Origin of the sequence: Siphonobacter sp. SORGH_AS_1065 (assembly GCF_030818595.1) — a bacterium.
Taxonomy (GTDB): Bacteria; Bacteroidota; Bacteroidia; order Cytophagales; family Spirosomataceae; genus Siphonobacter.
On sequence record NZ_JAUTAM010000004.1, the window covers coordinates 1,715,322 to 1,733,819 of the forward strand.

Consider the following 18,498-nt stretch of genomic DNA (forward strand, 5'->3'; position numbering starts at 1 on the left):
AAATAACCAACGGAAAACTGCAAACTAAAAACGGACCACTCATCTAGCTTCCCCAGTTCTCCCGATCCAGACTTCGATACTGAATCGCCTCAGCTAAATGTTCAATTTTGATTTCTTCCGACCCCGCCAGATCCGCAATGGTTCGCGAAACGCGAAGAATACGATCGAAAGCCCGGGCGGAAAGCTGCAATTTATTCATTGCCGTCTTTAATAACATCTTGCCCGCTTCGCTTAGTGCACAAACTTGCCGAACCATCTCAGAAGACATCATGGCGTTGCAATAAATGCCCGGATTATCCTTGAACCGTTCCGTCTGAATATCGCGGGCTTTAATCACCCGATCCCGAATCTGAGCACTGGGTTCCGATTTTCGGGTGGAGGAAAGCTGGTCGAAATTGACGGGTGTTACCTCTACGTGCAGATCAATGCGATCTAACAGAGGACCTGAAATTTTACTTAAATACTTACCCACACTTCCCGGTGGACAACTGCATTCTTTTTCCGGGTGGTTGTAATAGCCACAGGGACAGGGATTCATACTGGCAATGAGCATAAAATTTGCCGGAAATTCTACCGCCCAACGAGCCCTTGAAATACTCACCGTTCGTTCTTCCAGGGGTTGTCGCATGACTTCCAGAGCCGAGCGTTTGAACTCGGGTAACTCATCCAGAAATAAAACGCCATTATGAGCCAGTGAAATTTCGCCGGGTTGAGGCATGCCCCCGCCTCCTACCAAAGCTGCATCAGAAATCGTGTGGTGGGGATTACGGTAGGGTCTTCGGGCAATGAGAGTCGCTTTCGTCCCGAGTTTACCCGCTACTGAATGAATTTTGGTGGTTTCCAGAGCTTCTTGCAAAGACAAGGGAGGCAGAATGCTCGGCAAACGCTTCGCCAGCATGGTTTTTCCAGCTCCCGGCGGACCAATCATGATAACGTTGTGTCCACCGGCGGCGGCAATCTCCAAGGAGCGTTTGATGTTTTCCTGACCTTGCACATCGGCAAAATCCGTTTCATATTCATTCAGTGTACTCAGGAAAATATCCCGTGTATCCGAAATCGTAGGTTCGATCTCCAATGTGCCTTTGAGGAAATCTACGGCTTCCTGAAGCGTCGTTACACCGATGACATCGAGGTTATTCACAATCGAAGCTTCCGAGGCATTTTCTTTCGGTAGAATAAACCCCTTGAATTTATTCCTACGGGCCTCAATCGCGATGGGCAATACGCCCTTAATGGGCCGAAGTTTACCATCGAGGGATAACTCTCCCATAATCATAAACTCCTCCAGTTTCTTCAGGTTGGCCTGTTCTGAAGAATGAATAATGCATAAAGCAATGGGCAAATCGTACGCCGAGCCTTCCTTACGCACGTCAGCCGGGGCGAGGTTAATGACCGTTTTGTTACGGGGATAGAAGTAATCCTGATATTTAATGGCCGCCTCTACCCGTTGCACGCTTTCCTTGACGGCACTGTCGGGCAAACCGACCAGATAAGTGTTGTTCCCCTGCCCCACGGTAACTTCAATGGTTACCATCGTTGCATTTACCCCAAAAATGGCCGCTCCGTACGTTTTTGCCAGCATAATCAATCAATGAGAAAATAAACAACAAACTTAAGGTCTTTCCTCCGACAAATGGAGCCGATAAGTAATTGGGAGTAGTCTGAACACAGAAAACCCCTCGAAAGGCATCTTCCGAGGGGTTTTCTGTGCGTTAATCAGATTAAAAGCTGGCTTCCAATAACTCTTTTACCTTTAGTTCGAGTGGAGATAAAGCCGTTGTATCGTCTGCACTTTTCACGGGAACATCCAGTCCATCACAGTATTTCCACAGCTTTTCCGATTCGTAGGCCGAAATGATTTTGGGGTGAACGTAATATTTTTTGCTCACTGCCCGCGTATTACCCAGAGCTTCGGCTACCAGGTCGTAACAGCGATTGATATTTTTCTTGCAGGCTGTTGGGGTATCGAACAAACCTAAAGCCTGGAAAGCTTCGAAGGCTCCTAAGGTACCACGCCAGGTTCGGAAATCTTTGGCGGTGAATTCTTCGCCAGTAATGTTTTTCAGGTAGGCATTGATATCGCCTGACCCTACGCTTTTATGATTACCGTCGTTATCGATGTATTGAAAAAGCTCTTCACCGGGCACGTCTTTGCACCGCTGAACGAGCTTGGCTAGCTTTCGGTCTTTCAGGCTGATCTCGTGATAAACGCCCTTTTTTCCTTTAAACCGAAACGTCACTTTCGACCCTTCGATATCGGCATGTTTATCCTGCATGGTGGTTAGTCCATACGAGCCGTTCTGCTTTTTGTACTCTTCGTTACCAATGCGAATGCTGGTTTTTTCCATCAATTGCACGATCAGTGCAAGTACTTTTTCATAAGGCAAGCCTGGCCGCCGTAAGTCCTGTTGCACTTGCTGGCGAATCTTGGGTAATAACTCAGCAAACTGAATAATGCGGGAGAATTTAGTTTCGTTTCGAACTTCGTTCCAGTCGGGGTGATAACGGTATTGTTTACGTCCCTTGGTATCATAACCTGTCGCCTGTAAGTGTCCATTTTCCAACGGACTTATCCACACTTTTTCCCAGGCTGGGGGGATCACCAGCGAGCGGATTCGGCGTAGGGTTTCCACGTCGCGAATGGGCTTTTTATCCGCATCAACGTATCGAAAAGACTTACTGTGCCTAAGTCGAAGAATACCCGGCTGGTCGTCGGTCGTATAGATCAGACCCGCCACTTTCGCGGAACGCTTGGGATCTTTCGACCACAGACGAGTTCGACGACGACGGGCCGGTTTTAGAGGCAAAGGAGGTACAACACTCATATATAATCAATTTTGGGTTGGAACAGTAAGTAATTCATCGGTAATGAATCACTTACTAATTCTCTTTTTCAGGATCGGGAGCTTCATTGTGTTCCTGGTGACGAGCGTCGTCCTGCTGATGGCGATCAGCTCGATCAATGTTTCCTTTCTCCCGCAGACTTGGTTCGGTTTCAATATCGGTTCGGTCGAACTCTCCTTTTTCTTCCTCGAAAGACTGTTCATAGTTTTCAAAACCAGCATCAGCGTTAGCTTCCAGTTCTGATGGATTAAGTCCTACATACAAGCGATTAGGCTCTTTTTTATCCGTATTTTCAGCGTTTGGTGTCGTTTTCATGGCTTATTCTATGTTAAATAGAGTAGTACATGAAAAAACAGTTCCTTCGCTTACATTCCCCTGTAGGCACTTAGGAATTGTAGAAATTATTACCTAGTGAAGAGACAATAACAGTTACGTGTAAGTAATCCGTACTTACACAAAAACTTATTTACGTATTTAAGTAAAATATTATTTAAAATGTACAGGATTGGGAAAGCGGAAAGAATAGGAAAGAATGCGTTGAAGTTTTTCGCTGGAAATGATTTTGAAAGAAAGTGGTTCTTTCGGTACCTCAAAGACAGGCGGTTGCCAGTGGTGATCTTTGGCATTTTGTTCGTACACATCCCGTCGGATGGGGTGTTCGGGGCAGACTACATTGAAAACCTCACCCCAGCTATTCTGCTCCATGATGCTTTCCACGATGTGGATAACATCGTCCCGGTGAACAAAGTTGACGGGAACATCGCCCGTATGAACCGTCTTGCCAATAAAGTACTTCCCCGCAATTCGATCATAACCCATTAATCCGCCACAACGCAGAATAGTAACTGGAAAGGGATTTTCCTGAAGTAAGTTTTCCACCTCAACCAACGGATGATCAGAAATAACCGGGCCGTTTTCATCGATGATACCATTGGTATCTGGATAGACTGAGGTCGAAGAAATGTAGATAATACGACCTTGAAAAGAAGTTAAGCTTTTAAGTAAATACTTAATTTGTTGAGGATGGAAAGCATCCCCTTGTTTACCAGCCCTTGGAGGGATACTAATAATCAAGACATCCGCGTCTAGCAAAGCGTAGAGATCACCTTCTATTTCTGGTTTGAAATTCAGTAATACGGGTTGAATACGAACCTCCTGCAAAGCGGGAATTTTCTCAGGAGTAGTAGTTGTTCCGGTAACGATATACCCCTTCGTTGCAAGAAAAGCTCCCAACGGTAACCCCAGCCAGCCGCAACCCAGAATACTGATTTTCATTTGTTTAATGTTGAGTAAATAAGTAAATACTTACAGGTAAAATTTCTTCCAGCGGATGTACGTCTCTACCTCTTCCGAGACCATATAACGAATGGTTCGTTCGGCTTTGATCTGGGCTCGAATAAAGGTGGCAGAAATGTCGAGTAAAGGAGCCTCTACCATTCGAACATTGGGATGATGCTCTAACTCACTCGGCTCGGAATTGGGCCTTGGATATACGTATAAGCCAAAATCATTCAGGATTTTTTCGTGTTCTTTCCAGTTCGGAAATTGGCCGAGGTTATCGCCACCGATGATTAACCGGAAGGTATGCTGCGGGAATTTTTCCTGAAGTTTAGTTAACGTATCAACGGTATAACTGGGCCGGGGCATGGAAAACTCTACGTCCGTTACGCGAAGTTTTGAGTTATTCTGAATGGCCAGTTCCACGAGCTTATAGCGATCTTCTTCGTGAAGTAACTGCTTATTTTTCTTGAAGGGATTTTGCGGCGAGACCACAAACCAAACCTGATCCAGATCGGTGGTTTCGGCCATTACATTCGCCACAATCAAATGCCCAATGTGAATCGGATTAAAAGAACCAAAAAATAGACCAATATTCATTGTCCTGAGTTTAGGGTTTTAAGGTTTAGAGTTTAGGGTTTTATAACTCAAAACGCCAAACCCTAAACTCAAAACTGCACGTTATTCTTCCGCCTGATCGAGCCAGGATTTGGGTAGGTCCTTGGTGGAGCGGGCTCCGAGGGCTTTGATTTTCTCGGCGGTGCGGAGCATATTCCCTTTGCCTTCGGCCAGCTTCTTGACGGCTTCATCGTAGGCGTTTTGGGAAGATTTGAGGGTATCTCCTACTTTTTGCAAATCCCGGATGAAGCCTTCAAACTTGTCGTATAACTCTCCGCTGAGGCGGGCAATCTCGAGCGAATTCTTACTCTGCTTTTCAAATTTCCAGATGCTGGAAACCGTTCGTAACGTTGCCAGTAAAGTGGTGGGGCTTACCAATACAATCCGCCGTTCCCAGGCAAAATTGAATAGCTCAGCATCCGACTGGATCGCCAGACTAAAGGCGGGTTCAATGGGCATGAATAAGAGCACAAAGTCGGGCGTTAGTAAGCCCTGAGCCGTTTCGTACTTTTTCTCCGCTAATAGTCGGATATGGCTTCGCACGGAACTCAAATGAGCCGTCAGGTATTTCCCGCGTTCCATCTCATCATCGCAGCCCATGCAACGTTCGTAGGCTAACAGAGAAACTTTCGCATCCACAATCAGGTGTTTGTTGTCGGGCAGGTAAATAACCACGTCCGGCCTAATCAGAGCGTTATCCACATTCTGGGTTAATACCTGGGTATTATACTCAGCTCCTTTCATCAGGCCTGAGCGTTCCAGTACTTTTTCCAGAATCACCTCACCCCAGTTTCCCTGTTGTCTGGTATCACCTTTGAGGGCTTTAGCCAGATTATCGGCATCCTGACTGAGTCGCTGACTCAAATCATGGAGCTTACGAACTTCGGCCAGCAGGCTCACCTTATCGCGAAGTTCTTCTTTGTAGTTCTCCTCAATTTTTCGCTCGAAGGCTTGAATTTTTTCACCCAGGGGATGCAGCAACTGATTCAGGTTAAGCTGATTCTGTTCGGTGAAACGCCGGGATTTTTCTTCGAGTAAGTCATTGGCCAGGTGCCGAAATTGCGAAGAAAGTTCTTCTTGCTGGAAATGAAGCTTATCCTCCAGATTGCGGTAATCTGCTTCCAGAGCGGCTAACTGACGATTCAAATCCAGGGTATTCTGACGCTCTTTTTCCAGCGTTGAGCGAAGCTGACTAGTCTCGTTCTGGAGCGACTGAAAGGAATGCTCAGCCACTCGGAGCTGTGAGCCCTTCTGGCCTTTGGTAGCCATCCAGGTTGCTACAGCTCCGATGAGCAAGCCGGTAAAGAGAAAGAGAAAATCGCTCAAGAATGAAATGATTAAGAACTCAATTCAAATGCTGATCCAGAATGTTCGACAAACGAACATTGGCTTCTTCTTTCAGGATGGGAAAAGCATGAAGTAACTCGGCAGAAGTAACCACCAAATGCTGCTTTTCTTCCATTTCAATAGATGTTACAAAAGATAAACGATCTAATAACTGCTTCATAAAAACAGCCTGATCATCAGGAATTTCAATCGTAATTTTCATGACTTTTAATAGAGTTTGGGAAGGTTTGAAAGTTAGAGATGGTTTGAAGTCTGATGTACGTTTTCAAACCTCAAACCCTATTAACCTTTCAAACGAATTCCAACCATAATCAACTAATTACTAAACAGCTCCTTCTTTCAGACGCTCGGCGTTTTCGGCGATGCGTAACTGTTCGATGAAGTCACCAATTTCTCCATCCATAACAGCGGGAAGGTTATAAACCGTAAGACCAATGCGGTGATCGGTCACCCGTGATTGTGGATAATTGTACGTTCGGATTTTATCGGAGCGGTCACCCGAACCAACCATGCTCTTGCGGGCACCGGAGATTTCGGCTTGTTGTTTCGCTAATTCCATTTCGTACAAGCGTGAACGAAGAACAGTCATCGCTTTCTCAAAGTTCTTGATCTGCGAACGTTCGTCCTGGCATTGTACCACCAGTCCGGTAGGTAAGTGCGTGACCCGAACGGCAGAGTACGTGGTGTTAACAGATTGTCCACCGGCCCCTGACGAACAGAAGGTATCTTTCCGAATGTCGTTCATGTTAATCTGAACGTCCACTTCTTCGGCTTCGGGTAATACGGCTACCGAGGCGGCAGAGGTGTGAATCCGGCCCTGCGTTTCCGTCGCGGGCACGCGTTGTACGCGGTGCACACCCGACTCAAACTTCAGCTTTCCGTATACGTCTTCTCCCTGCACGGAAGCAATAATCTCTTTGAAACCACCGGAACTACCTTCGGTCTGGTCCATGATCTGGAACTGCCAGCCCTGATTCTGGGCAAAACGCTGGTACATGCGAAAGATGTCACCGGCGAAAATAGCCGCTTCGTCTCCACCCGTACCGCCGCGAACTTCCAGAATGATGTTTCGGCTGTCGTTAGGATCTTTCGGAATCAGTAACTCTTTTAATTCCTGTTCTATTTCGTCCTGTTTGGGTTCGAGTTCGTCGAGTTCGGCTTTTGCCATTTCCCGAAAATCTTCGTCTTTTTCTGTGGATAATACTTCTTTGGCAGAAGCGATCTGTCCGAGCAGCAACTCGTATTCCTCGTACTTTTTAACGATTTTTTCCAGATCTTTATATTCTTTACTAAGGGCTTTATATCGCTTTACATCGCTTGCCACTTCGGGCTGCACGATTTGTTGGGATACTTCCTGAAAGCGTTCGCGTATGGCTTCTAATTGCTCAAGCATGGTCGTGAGAATGAATCATTTTCCTTCGATTTCATTTTTGAAGGATAAAATTTCTGCAAAGATAATTATTATAAGAGGTTCCAACGAAAGAACCTATAGCAAAGCGTTGATGTTAGGAGTAATAGAAGATTTATCCATCGGAAAACCAGTTATTCTAATTATCCGTAATTTTACTGCGTGAAAGTTATTCCATCCTTCATCGTTCTTTTTCTGGTGCTGACGGCTACGGCTGTTCAGGCCATTGATATTCCCTTGTTCGGAAAAACCCGAAAAGCGGTGATCAATGGACAGGTAGTACGTGTGAAACGGGCCACTATTATTTTAAAGGTAAGTCCTGAAATTCGTCTTTCTACGTTCAACACTCCCTGGGGCCGTCGGCAGTTTGATCGCCTGAGTGAAACATTCAATATGGACTTTCTTCGTCCTGGTCGAGTTTTTGCACCTCCTACGTATCTGCGGATTAAAAGTGCATCCTTACCTTCGCCGAATATCTATCGGAACGAGACTGGATTATTGATCTCCTCCAGTCCGAGTCTGGTTATTCTTTAACATTATCTTTCTATGAAAATACAGGGATGCATACTTATCTTGGGTATGGTGGTTTGTAACGCCTGCGAATTCAAGCGGCTGGATACGGCTAAAATGAAGCAGGACATGGAGAATCAGCAGATTAAGCACGTAACCAGCTCTCAGCTTTCTGCATTTTCCAGTGAAAAGGGCGAAGAACTGGCTGGCGTTTTACAGCAACAACCCGTCAGAGCTTTACGTAATACCACCTTCGTGGATTCGCTGGCAAAAGCTTCGGCTTCTCGTATCGTCTTCGTCCCCACGCAGGACCTGAGTAAGCCCCAAACGGATACCAAAACGAAGGAAGTATTTGCCGCCTATCAGTACAGTGCAGAAAAGCACTTACCTCAGGAAACGAATATTCAGCAAATTGGTGACGGCAGCGAGTGGTTGTACACCGTTCCCATTGTGATGACTAAAGAAATAGAAGCGGCACTGGTAAACAAAAGTATCCGTAATCCAGTCATTCAATCGGTACCGCAAAACGACTTGCTGGGCCTGTGGGCTATTTACCTGAGTCGAAAGGAATTGATTCGGCAGATTGATCCTAAAAAACTGGAGAAAAAGAATTTATAAGCACCACAAAGAAACGTTTCTACGTTGTTGCCTTGATCGAATATATCTTATAGAACCCTATGGAAAACCATTCAGATAAAAATATCCGAAACAGTTCTTCTACCGTTCGGCTGCCTTTGTTACTGGCCATTACCATGGCTGGCGGCATTCTGATTGGTGCTACGTTCTTTGGGGGGCGGCCCAAGTATTCGGGTGACTTGGTGCGTAACCTGAATAAATTTCGGGAAATCATTTCCTGGATTGATAATGCCTACGTTGATTCAGTCAATACCGATACGTTGGTGGATTATGGTCTGGAAAAAATGATGACCCGCCTTGATCCCCACAGTGTATACATCCCGAAAAAGGAAGTTGCTGCGGCCAAGGCTCAGCTTGAATCGGGATTTGATGGTATTGGGGTAGAATTTAATATTTTCAACGATACCGTTTTTGTCATTAATGCTATTCCCGGAGGTCCGGCAGCAGCAGCGGGCTTACGCTCGGGGGACCGCATGATTAAAGCCGACGGTACTTTACTGACGGGTAAGAACATAGACAATAAACTCATCTTTAGTAAACTTCGCGGACCGGGTGGAACGCCCGTCAAGCTGGACATTCAGCGTCGCGGTGAGAAAAACCTGCTTCCTTTTACGGTCACTCGCGGTCGCATCCCAACGTATTCGATCTCGGCGGCTTATATGATTGATCCCCAAACGGGTTATATCAAAATTGATCGCTTCGCTGAGTCTACTTATACCGAATTCCGCAATACGCTGGCTTCGCTGAAAAAAGAAGGTATGACCCGCCTGATGCTGGATTTACGCGGCAACGGCGGCGGTTTCAAAGACCGGGCAACGAATATTGTTGATGAATTATTGGGAGGTAATAAACTGATTGTCAAGACTAATGGGAAAAGTCCCCAGTTTGACGAGGAAACTTTTGCAAACAAAGAAGGACTTTTCGAAAAAGGAGCTGTGGTCTTATTAATCGATGAGAATTCGGCTTCGGCATCCGAGATTGTGGCAGGTGCCTTGCAGGATCATGATCGGGCGTTGTTGGTGGGTCGTCGCACGTTTGGCAAGGGATTGGTGCAGACGCCCATTGATCTTTCGGATGGTTCGCAGATTCGCATTACCGTTTCGCGGTATTATACTCCCAGTGGCCGTTGTATTCAGAAACCTTACGCCGTTTACGAATCCGATGATCGGTATAAAGACGGCGAATTGTTCGTGGCAGATAGTGTGAAATTCGATAAAAAACAGGCCTTTAAAACCGATCATGGTCGTCCTGTGTACGGCGGTGGCGGTATTATTCCTGACGTTTTCGTACCCATTGATACTACTTACCGAACGCGTTATTTATACCAGTTAGCGGGCAAAAATGTGATTGCAGAATATGCCTTCCGTTATGCTCTGGATAACAAAGCCCGGCTAAGCGGACAGACGTTTAAAGAGTATCTGCAGAAATTTAACGTAACCGATGCCATGTTGAATGAAGTCGTAGCTATGGCGGCGGCTTCAGGAATCAAGCGAAATGAGGCCGAGTTTAACCGTTCAAAGGGGTATGTGCGGGATCAGATTAAAGCTCTGGTAGCTAGTTATGTCTGGGAAAAACGGGCTACGACCGCCGGACTTCGCAATGAGCTTTATCAGGTTTTAAACGCCAATGATCCCCTGTATAAGAAAGCCTTGAGTGGTTTTCCACAGGCTGATCAAATGGCGGTTAACCAGCTTAAGTAACAACGTATTTCGATTTTGAAAAGGTGAGTAGGCTGAAATCCTATTCACCTTTTTCTTTGGTTTTTCTCAATTGCCAGGACACACCAAGCCAGGTGCGGAAATTCCCCGATTTAAAATCCTGACGTGAATAAGGGGTGATTTCGAAAGCAATGCCCAGTTGTGGGACTTTTTCCAGCGGATACACCCGCGTTCCGACGCTCAGGAGGTAACCCTGAATGAGACGGCTACGGGAATCCACAATCTTACCAACGATACCCATGTTAGCTCCTACCCCGGCGTAAAACAAATGCTGAGGCTTGCGAACGAAAGTTACCATCGGAACCACTTCCGTATTTAAGGAAGAAAAGATGGAATTCGTCTGAAAACGGGCATCTACCCAAATTCGATTTTTAGGATTGCTGCTTATGTTCAGAATGCTGTTAAAAGGGTAATAACCCACCGCCGCCTGGGCAAAAAGCGACTGAGCAGAGGTGAAGAAGAACAGCAAAACGAGGAAGTAAAGAAATTTCATGGGAGAAAGTTTTGCTCAAAAGTACGATTCTCTCGCTCTCATTGCTCACCGCTTTGGTAATTTGCCCCCTGGCTGCTATACCTTTGCGGCGAAGTTGCTACCGATCATACTGATCAGACGTTTCGCAATGAGCGTACATTTTTCACATGGGTGCTTTAAAGAAATTAGCCAGTGACACGGCTTTATATGGTGTCAGCAGCATTTTAGGTAGGGTAATTGGCTATCTTCTGGTTCCCTTACATACCTCCGTATTCCGACCCGGCGTCATGGCCGAGCAGGTTACCTATTTTCTTTGGGTGGCTCTGTTGAACGTGATTTATGTATTTGGGATGGAGACTACCTTTTTCCGGTTTGCGTCCCGTGAGAAAGATCGTTTTCAGGAATTTTACAACCTTTCCATTACGGCCATTCTGACCGTAAGTGCCATTTGTTCAGGCTTAATCATTCTTTTTTCTTCGTCCATTGCGGAGGAATTTGGTTATCCTGGTCGGGGGCAACTGGTTAGCTGGCTCGCCATCATCATGGTTATTGATGCTCTGGTAGCCATTCCCTATGCCCGTATTCGCCTCGAAAAACGACCCCGAAAGTTCGTAGCCATTCGCGTGTCTAACATCATGCTGAACGTAGGGCTGAATTTTTACTTTCTCTGGTTTTGTAAAGGCATTCACGACGGACATTTTCTGACGTTTCTGCAAGGAACCTGGTTATTCAATTATAATCCTGAACTAGGCGTAGGTTACATTGTATTTGCCAATCTGATTGCTAACCTGGCAACGATCCCGATGTTATGGACGGAGTTTCGGGATTTTCGCTTTCGCTGGGACTGGAACGCTTTCAAACCCATGTGGATTTATGCGTACCCGATATTAATTTTAGGATTGGCAGGAAACTTCAATCAGCTCTTTGACCGTCTTGTACTTGAACGCTGGTTACCCGAAGGTTTCTACCCCGGTCGCACTTCCAAAGAAGCTCTGGGTATTTATGGAAACGTATACAAACTTTCCATATTTATGAGTCTGGTCATTCAGTCGTTCCGATACGCAGCTGAGCCTTTTTTCTTTTCGAAGGCTGAAGATAAAAATGCCCCCGGCGTATTTGCCGATGTAATGAAATGGTTTATCATCGTCTCGGTATTAATCTGGGTAGCCGTTTCGATTAATCTGGATTTAGTAGCCGAGTTATTTCTCCGCCAGAAAGAATACTGGGAAGGGCTGGACGTGGTGCCGGTGCTCTTACTAGCGAATTTATTCCTGGGTATTTATTACAACCTCACCATCTGGTTCAAGCTTTCAGACCGCACCCAGTATGGTACCTTACTAACCTTCATTGGGGCCGCAGTAACGCTGGTTGCTAACTTTATACTCATTCCCTATTTGGGTTATCTGGGTTGTGCCATTGCTTTCGCGGTCTCCTGCTTTATAATGATGGTTACCTGTTATGGATTGGGCGAAAAATATTACCCTATTCCCTACTATGTTTCGTCGGCGGTGGGTTATCTGTTGGTGGGCGGTGGATTAATCGTTATTTCTTCTTTTATAAAAATTGAAAACCTTTGGCTTTCGACTTTCGTACATGGTCTGCTGTTGTTAGGCTTTATGATAGGTATATTAGTGAAGGAACAAAATTCGTTACCACTGGCCCTTCGCCGAAAATTGGGAGTTTTTTTACCATTAAATAAATAAAGGTCTATATAATGAATTTATTGTACTATAATTGTGATTCCTCACAAGAAGATGATAGTACTGTAAAACTGATTTTATTCAAAAGAACCTTTGCTGAAAAAGCCTGATTGGTTAAAAATTACCATCGTGCTTGTTAAAATCTGTTAAATATGTCATCTAGAAGCTTCGTTTGACTGAATCATTTTTGGTTATTTGCGTAAGCTCATTAATTTTGATTATTACAAATTCTTATAAAAAAAACCGGATAGGAGATACTACATGCAGCACCGCTCTACGTTAACTAAACTGGAAAGTAAATGGCAAAAGTCCAATTTAGCGACAGTGAGCTGGTTTCGCTATATATCCGTGGTAATGAGCGTGCCTTTGAGCATTTAGTAAACAGATATAAATCAAAGGTTTACACAACCATTTACCTTATCGTTAAGGACTCGTTTGTGGCAGAAGATTTGACTCAGGATACCTTCATCAAGGCCGTCGATACGCTGCAATCAGGACGATATAACGAAGAAGGTAAATTTCTTCCCTGGATCGTACGAATTGCTCACAACCTCGCAATTGATTTTTTCCGCCGAGAGAGACGCTACCCCGAAGTGGTGTTCGAAGACGGAAGCAATGTGTTTAATACGTTAGAATTTGCGGACGACTCCATCGAGGCGACGACGATTCGTAACGAAACGTATGAACACCTGAAAGATCTCATTACGCGGCTCCCTGAACCGCAGCGTGAAGTACTGGTTATGCGGCACTACGAAGACATGAGCTTTCAGGAAATTGCTGATGCAACGGGCGTTAGTATCAACACCGCGTTAGGTCGTATGCGTTATGCTCTCATCAATTTACGGAAGATGATGAGTAAAAACGTACGTACGCATGATACAAACCTTTACACAAAATGACATTCTTCGTTACGCTTACGAAGAAACCACTACGGAAGAAAACCAGCAGATCGAAGAACTGCTCATGCACGACCATGAGTTACTCCTGTTCTATCTCGATGTCATGGATTTGAAAGCTGGTCTGAATAAAATTGAGCTGGAGCCATCCACCCGCGTAATTGATACAATTCTGAACTACTCGAAAGAGAAGCGTCAGCAAAGCCAGTCCCGTCAGCAGTATCACTGAAACGGGATTGGTTTTTTGTTTATATTCGCGTACCCCTCTCCATTGACGAGACGGGGTTTTTTTGCTTATGACTAAGAAAGAACGTTACGCAGGCCTGATTGCCTACTTTACCGAATATTTTCCCGAACCCGAGACCGAGCTGATTTATCGAAATCCGTATGAATTACTGGTGTCGGTTATTCTTTCTGCCCAGTGTACGGATAAACGGGTTAATATGGTCACGCCTAAATTGTTCGAGCGTTTCCCAACGCCTGAATTATTGCAATTGGCTAGCCCTGATGAGGTTTTTGAGTACATTCGCTCGATCTCCTACCCCAATAATAAGGCGAAGCATCTGGTTGGAATGGCCAAAATTCTGGTTAACGAATTCGGTTCGGAAGTTCCTGCCAAAGTCGAAGATTTGCAGAAAATGCCGGGTGTAGGCAGAAAAACGGCAAACGTAATTGCTTCGGTGATTTACAATCAGCCAACAATGGCCGTCGATACGCACGTCTTTCGGGTTTCGCATCGTATGGGGCTGGTTAATAAAACGGCAACGACCCCGCTAGCCGTTGAGAAGGAATTGATGAAATACATTCCCAAAGAAAAGGTACCCAGAGCTCACCATTGGTTGATTCTACACGGACGATACGTCTGCCTGGCCCGGTCGCCAAAGTGTCAGGAATGTCAGCTAACGGAATTCTGTCAGTACTGGCAGAAAAATTTAGTAGCTATTCCTCTAAAAAAGAGCTGAAAAGCCTGTAGTACCCGTTCTATAAAAAAGTATAACCTGATATGTTCAATCTTACGCCTGCGGTTCGAATTATATTGATTGTGAATGTGGCCATGTACGCCATGCAACGACTGGTTTTTCCTCAGATTACGGATTTGCTAGCTCTGCATAGTGTGAGTTCTAGCTTATTCAATCCCATTCAGTTTGTCACATACATGTTTCTGCATGCCGTTAATGATTTCGGGCATATTTTCAGTAATATGTTTGCCCTGATCATCTTCGGGCCCAATTTGGAGAATCTTTGGGGCACCAAGCGATTTACATTCTTTTACTTTTTTACGGGTATCGGAGCAGGTCTATTGTATTCGGGAATTAATTATTATGAATACAATCAATTATATCAATCAGCCCTTGCGTTTATTCAAGACCCTGATCCTACAAATCTCGTAGGTTTCATCAATGACCATGCTCCATTTCTGAATTCAGAGCCATGGGTGGGTCAATACCTAAGAAATCCAGATAACACATTTTTGCAAAATCAGTGTATTGCTTTGACTAAACAATACCTGGGAATGGTGGTCGACACCCCCATGGTGGGAGCGTCTGGAGCTATTTTTGGATTGTTGATGGCTTTCGGAATGTTATTTCCTAACACGGAGCTGTTTTTGTTCCTGATACCGTTTCCAATCAAGGCTAAATATTTTGTAGCTTTATATGGTATATTCGAGTTGTATTCTGGTTTACACCGCAATCCGGGAGATAACGTGGCACACTTCGCCCACATTGGCGGGATGTTGTTTGCGTATATTCTGATCAGATACTGGGCCCGGCAACGGAAAAATTTTTATTAATCAGGCATTATTTTTTTAGAACCCAAACCTAGCCGTACCCGTTATACTAGTATAGCTATTTGTATGGCCATTAGGAGCAGTATTAACATTATAATCGGGTTATGAGCGGCTTTGTAGACGACATAAAAGAGGCCTTTTCCAGACGGGACAACGGGTTGATTCAGTTAATCCTGATCAACGTATTTGTATTTTTACTCTTACTGGTGTTACAGGTAAGTTTTAGTCTTGCCGGAAAAGCGGGTATTTACGACATCATTCTGAATCAGGTGGCTTTAAAATCCAACCTGGCTCATGTGCTTTACAAACCTTGGACTTTACTAACCTACTGTTTTGTACATCAGAACGTCCTGCATATTCTTTTCAATATGCTTTTTCTGTTTTGGTTTGGGCAGTTGGTGCAGGAATATCTCGGTAGCCGACGGCTGGTTAGCATTTACCTGTTGGGAGGCATTTTCGGGGGCTTTGTCTTCATTGCCCTTTACAATCTGGTTCCTTTGTATCAGAGTCAACTGGATGTATTAAATCTGGGAGCTTCGGGAGCCGTCTATGCCGTTATGTTAGGGGCAGCAACGCTTTTGCCCAATTATACTTTCCATGTATTGATCATTGGTCCGGTTCGAATTAAGTACATTGCTGCTTTCTGGGTTATTGTTTCTTTCGCTCAGATTCCGGGAACTAACGCGGGAGGTAATATCGCTCACTTGAGTGGAGCCTTATTTGGCTATATGTACATTCGGATGTTACGTCGGGGCATTGATTTAGGCCAGCCCGTGGAAGCGGTCCTGGATTTTTTCAAACGTTTATTTGCCCGTCAGCCTCGTCCCACCATGCAGGTGAAATATCGTTCTCAAACACGGACGACTTATACGACTTACAGCACGGCTACTGCCGAGGACTATCCGGGAGATGAAGAAATTGATGCTATTCTGGACAAAATCTCAAAATCAGGCTACGAAAGCCTGACTCGGGAGGAAAAACAGAAGCTTTACAAAGCCAGTCAGAAAAACTAAGCGAACGGCCCCTCGATCTTCGAGGGGCTTTTCTGTGGAATACATACTCTATTAAATCGTACACGTAAGTTATTTTACAGTAACTTTGTGCCTCATTTCCTAAATGATCCTGCTGAAACGTTGAAACATTTAATGACTTTCAGCTGTTTAGGATAAACTACGACTAATTGACTGAGTAAATTACAACGAGTCACTCATTCAGTTTTTGAATCTCTTATGCAATGCTTATTACGCCTGGTCCTTTGTTAGCTCAAATTGACACCCCTGACGAGCTGCGAAAACTTGATAAATCGCAGTTGGTTCAGGTCTGCCAGGAGTTACGTCAGTTTATCATAGATAATGTCTCGGTATACGGCGGGCATTTCGGAGCTAGTTTGGGAGTGGTTGAACTTACCGTAGCTCTGCATTACGTGTTAAATACGCCTGAAGACCAGATGGTTTTTGACGTAGGTCACCAGGCTTATGGTCATAAAATCCTTACCGGTCGGCGGAATCGTTTTCATACCAATCGCTTTTATGGTGGACTTTCGGGCTTTCCCAAACGGAAAGAAAGCCCTTATGATGCCTTTGGCGTAGGGCACTCCTCTACTTCAATTTCGGCGGCTTTAGGTATGTCGGTAGGGGCTTTGCGTAAGGGTAATACCAAGCAACAGCACGTAGCCATTATTGGCGACGGAGCCATGACGGGTGGTATGGCCTTCGAAGCCATGAACCATGCGGGATCGTTGAAAGACAGCAATTTGCTGATTGTTCTCAATGATAACTGTATGAGTATCGACCCCAACGTGGGGGCTTTGAAAGATTACCTGACGGACATCACTACGTCTCATACCTATAATCGGGTGAAAGACGAAGTATGGAATCTGCTGGGTAAGATGAGTAACTTCGGTCGGACGGCACAGGAAATTGTCTCCAAAATTGAGAATGGCCTGAAGGCCACGTTACTGCATCAGAGTAACTTATTTGAATCCCTGAATCTGCGTTATTTCGGCCCCGTTGATGGCCATGATATTGATCATCTGGTTGAAATTTTCTCCGATCTGAAAGATATTCCCGGTCCTAAAATTCTGCATTGCGTTACCGTCAAAGGAAAAGGCTACGCTCCTGCGGAGAAAGATCAGACCAAATGGCATGCTCCCGGCAAGTTCGATAAGATTACTGGCGAGATTTTCAAGAAGGTTTACGAGAAGCCCCAGCCTCCTAAGTATCAGGAAGTGTTTGGAAACACACTCGTGGAACTGGCCGAACAAAATAGTAGTATCGTAGGCGTTACCCCCGCCATGCCGAGTGGTTCATCCATGAATATCATGATGAAAGCCATGCCGGATCGGGCGTTTGATGTGGGTATTGCCGAACAACACGCGGTAACCTTTTCTGCCGGAATGGCTACGCAGGGGCTGACGGTATTCTGTAATATTTACAGCACCTTCATGCAACGAGCGTATGATCAGGTTATACATGACGTGTGTATTCAGGAATTACCCGTTATTTTCTGTCTGGATCGGGCTGGTTTTGCTGGTGCCGACGGTCCGACGCACCATGGAGCCTATGACATTGCTTTCATGCGATGCATTCCGAACATGGTGGTGGCTTCCCCGATGGACGAGCGTGAGTTGCGTAATTTAATGTTCACCGCTCAAAGTGAAGGTTTCCAGTCTGGTACCCAGTCCATGACCATTCGTTATCCTCGAGGCGAAGGTATAATGCCGGAATGGCGTACGCCTTTTGAGTTAATGGAAATTGGCAAAGGCCGAAAAGTTCAGGAGGGAGAAGACGTAGCTATCTTAACCATCGGCCACATTGGTAACTACGTTCCCAAGGCCTGTCAGTTACTGGAAAAAGAAGGCTTACACCCGGCTCATTATGACCTGCGTTTCGTAAAACCCCTGGATGAAGCCTTATTACACGAAGTTTTCCAGAAATTTGATAAAGTCATTACTGTAGAAGATGGCTGTCTGATGGGTGGTATGGGTTCGGCGGTAGTTGAATTCATGACCGAACATGGGTATACTGCCAAAATCAAACGTCTAGGTATTCCTGACCGAATTGTGGAACACGGCGAGCAAATAGACCTACATCACGAATGTGGTTTTGATCCCGAGGGCATTGCCCGGGCCGTTCGTGAACTGGCAGTCGTAACGCTGGTTTCCTAGGTTTTAAATAGCATTGTATTGAATAGAAAAGCCCATTTCTTAACGAATGGGCTTTTTTCTTGAAAAAAGAAACTACCAGCAAGTCGCTGGGCACGATTCTAGCAGTAGAATCGTTG

General features: G+C 45.2%; 19 protein-coding genes. 10 read left to right on the plus strand and 9 right to left on the minus strand.

Annotation, left to right across the window (positions count from 1 at the left end; all coding sequences use genetic code 11):
- Positions 1-43: 43 nt before the first annotated feature.
- The 8 genes from QE390_RS07760 to prfA all read right to left on the minus strand — a co-directional run bounded on the left by QE390_RS07760 (position 44) and on the right by prfA (position 7,480).
- Entirely contained in the window at positions 44-1,582 is a 1,539-nt protein-coding gene (locus QE390_RS07760; protein ID WP_106636440.1) for a YifB family Mg chelatase-like AAA ATPase, read from the minus strand.
- Between the two features lie 139 nt (positions 1,583-1,721).
- Complete coding sequence (locus QE390_RS07765) at positions 1,722-2,825, minus strand: DNA topoisomerase IB (protein WP_106636441.1); 1,104 nt, start codon at positions 2,823-2,825, stop codon at positions 1,722-1,724.
- Positions 2,826-2,880: 55 nt separating this feature from the next.
- The gene (locus QE390_RS07770) at positions 2,881-3,159 is read right to left on the minus strand and encodes a hypothetical protein (RefSeq protein WP_106636442.1); all 279 of its coding nucleotides are present in this window, start codon (positions 3,157-3,159) and stop codon (positions 2,881-2,883) included.
- Between the two features lie 171 nt (positions 3,160-3,330).
- Positions 3,331-4,119, minus strand: a complete 789-nt coding sequence (locus tag QE390_RS07775; RefSeq protein WP_307141714.1) for an SDR family NAD(P)-dependent oxidoreductase — start codon at positions 4,117-4,119, stop codon at positions 3,331-3,333.
- Positions 4,120-4,149: 30 nt separating this feature from the next.
- Entirely contained in the window at positions 4,150-4,722 is a 573-nt protein-coding gene (nadD, locus tag QE390_RS07780; RefSeq protein WP_106636444.1) for a nicotinate (nicotinamide) nucleotide adenylyltransferase, read from the minus strand.
- 81 nt (positions 4,723-4,803) lie between these two features.
- Positions 4,804-6,066: a DNA recombination protein RmuC gene (locus QE390_RS07785; protein WP_307141715.1), complete on the minus strand. Its 1,263-nt coding sequence runs from the start codon at positions 6,064-6,066 to the stop codon at positions 4,804-4,806.
- 19 nt (positions 6,067-6,085) lie between these two features.
- A complete protein-coding gene (locus tag QE390_RS07790) occupies positions 6,086-6,289 on the minus strand; it encodes a hypothetical protein (protein ID WP_106636446.1) in 204 nt (67 codons plus the stop codon).
- A gap of 120 nt (positions 6,290-6,409) precedes the next feature.
- A complete protein-coding gene (gene prfA / locus QE390_RS07795) occupies positions 6,410-7,480 on the minus strand; it encodes a peptide chain release factor 1 (protein WP_106636447.1) in 1,071 nt (356 codons plus the stop codon).
- Positions 7,481-7,657: 177 nt separating this feature from the next.
- Between prfA and QE390_RS07800 the strand changes: the two genes are divergently transcribed.
- From QE390_RS07800 to QE390_RS07810, 3 genes are read left to right on the plus strand one after another with little or no spacing between them, the layout of a single operon-like run.
- Positions 7,658-8,029 (plus strand): hypothetical protein, encoded by a 372-nt coding sequence (locus QE390_RS07800; protein ID WP_307141716.1) that lies wholly within the window; start codon positions 7,658-7,660, stop codon positions 8,027-8,029.
- A gap of 12 nt (positions 8,030-8,041) precedes the next feature.
- Positions 8,042-8,623 carry a hypothetical protein gene (locus QE390_RS07805; protein WP_307141717.1) on the plus strand — a complete coding sequence of 194 codons (582 nt, stop codon included), beginning with the start codon at positions 8,042-8,044 and terminating at the stop codon, positions 8,621-8,623.
- A 59-nt stretch (positions 8,624-8,682) separates the two neighbouring features.
- Positions 8,683-10,341 (plus strand): S41 family peptidase, encoded by a 1,659-nt coding sequence (locus tag QE390_RS07810; RefSeq protein WP_307141718.1) that lies wholly within the window; start codon positions 8,683-8,685, stop codon positions 10,339-10,341.
- A 40-nt stretch (positions 10,342-10,381) separates the two neighbouring features.
- On the opposite strand, the gene QE390_RS07815 is transcribed toward QE390_RS07810, so the two are convergent.
- Positions 10,382-10,852 carry a hypothetical protein gene (locus tag QE390_RS07815; protein ID WP_106636452.1) on the minus strand — a complete coding sequence of 157 codons (471 nt, stop codon included), beginning with the start codon at positions 10,850-10,852 and terminating at the stop codon, positions 10,382-10,384.
- Positions 10,853-10,998: 146 nt separating this feature from the next.
- On the opposite strand from QE390_RS07815, the gene QE390_RS07820 reads away from it, so the two are divergent.
- The 7 genes from QE390_RS07820 (at position 10,999) to dxs (ending at position 18,382) form a co-directional block, all read left to right on the plus strand.
- Positions 10,999-12,534, plus strand: coding sequence for a lipopolysaccharide biosynthesis protein (locus tag QE390_RS07820; protein WP_106636453.1), 1,536 nt, complete (start codon positions 10,999-11,001; stop codon positions 12,532-12,534).
- Between the two features lie 296 nt (positions 12,535-12,830).
- Positions 12,831-13,430 carry an RNA polymerase sigma factor gene (locus QE390_RS07825; protein ID WP_106636454.1) on the plus strand — a complete coding sequence of 200 codons (600 nt, stop codon included), beginning with the start codon at positions 12,831-12,833 and terminating at the stop codon, positions 13,428-13,430.
- Positions 13,405-13,656: a hypothetical protein gene (locus tag QE390_RS07830; protein ID WP_106636455.1), complete on the plus strand. Its 252-nt coding sequence runs from the start codon at positions 13,405-13,407 to the stop codon at positions 13,654-13,656. Before QE390_RS07825 ends, QE390_RS07830 begins: the two co-directional genes overlap by 26 nt.
- A 67-nt stretch (positions 13,657-13,723) precedes the next feature.
- Positions 13,724-14,389, plus strand: a complete 666-nt coding sequence (gene nth / locus QE390_RS07835) for an endonuclease III (RefSeq protein WP_307141719.1) — start codon at positions 13,724-13,726, stop codon at positions 14,387-14,389.
- 41 nt (positions 14,390-14,430) lie between these two features.
- On the plus strand, positions 14,431-15,219 hold the full coding sequence (locus QE390_RS07840) for a rhomboid family intramembrane serine protease (protein WP_307141720.1): 789 nt from the start codon (positions 14,431-14,433) through the stop codon (positions 15,217-15,219).
- A gap of 101 nt (positions 15,220-15,320) precedes the next feature.
- A complete protein-coding gene (locus tag QE390_RS07845) occupies positions 15,321-16,229 on the plus strand; it encodes a rhomboid family intramembrane serine protease (RefSeq protein WP_106636458.1) in 909 nt (302 codons plus the stop codon).
- A 221-nt stretch (positions 16,230-16,450) separates the two neighbouring features.
- Complete coding sequence (gene dxs / locus QE390_RS07850; RefSeq protein WP_307141721.1) at positions 16,451-18,382, plus strand: 1-deoxy-D-xylulose-5-phosphate synthase; 1,932 nt, start codon at positions 16,451-16,453, stop codon at positions 18,380-18,382.
- The last annotated feature ends 116 nt before the right edge of the window (positions 18,383-18,498 follow it).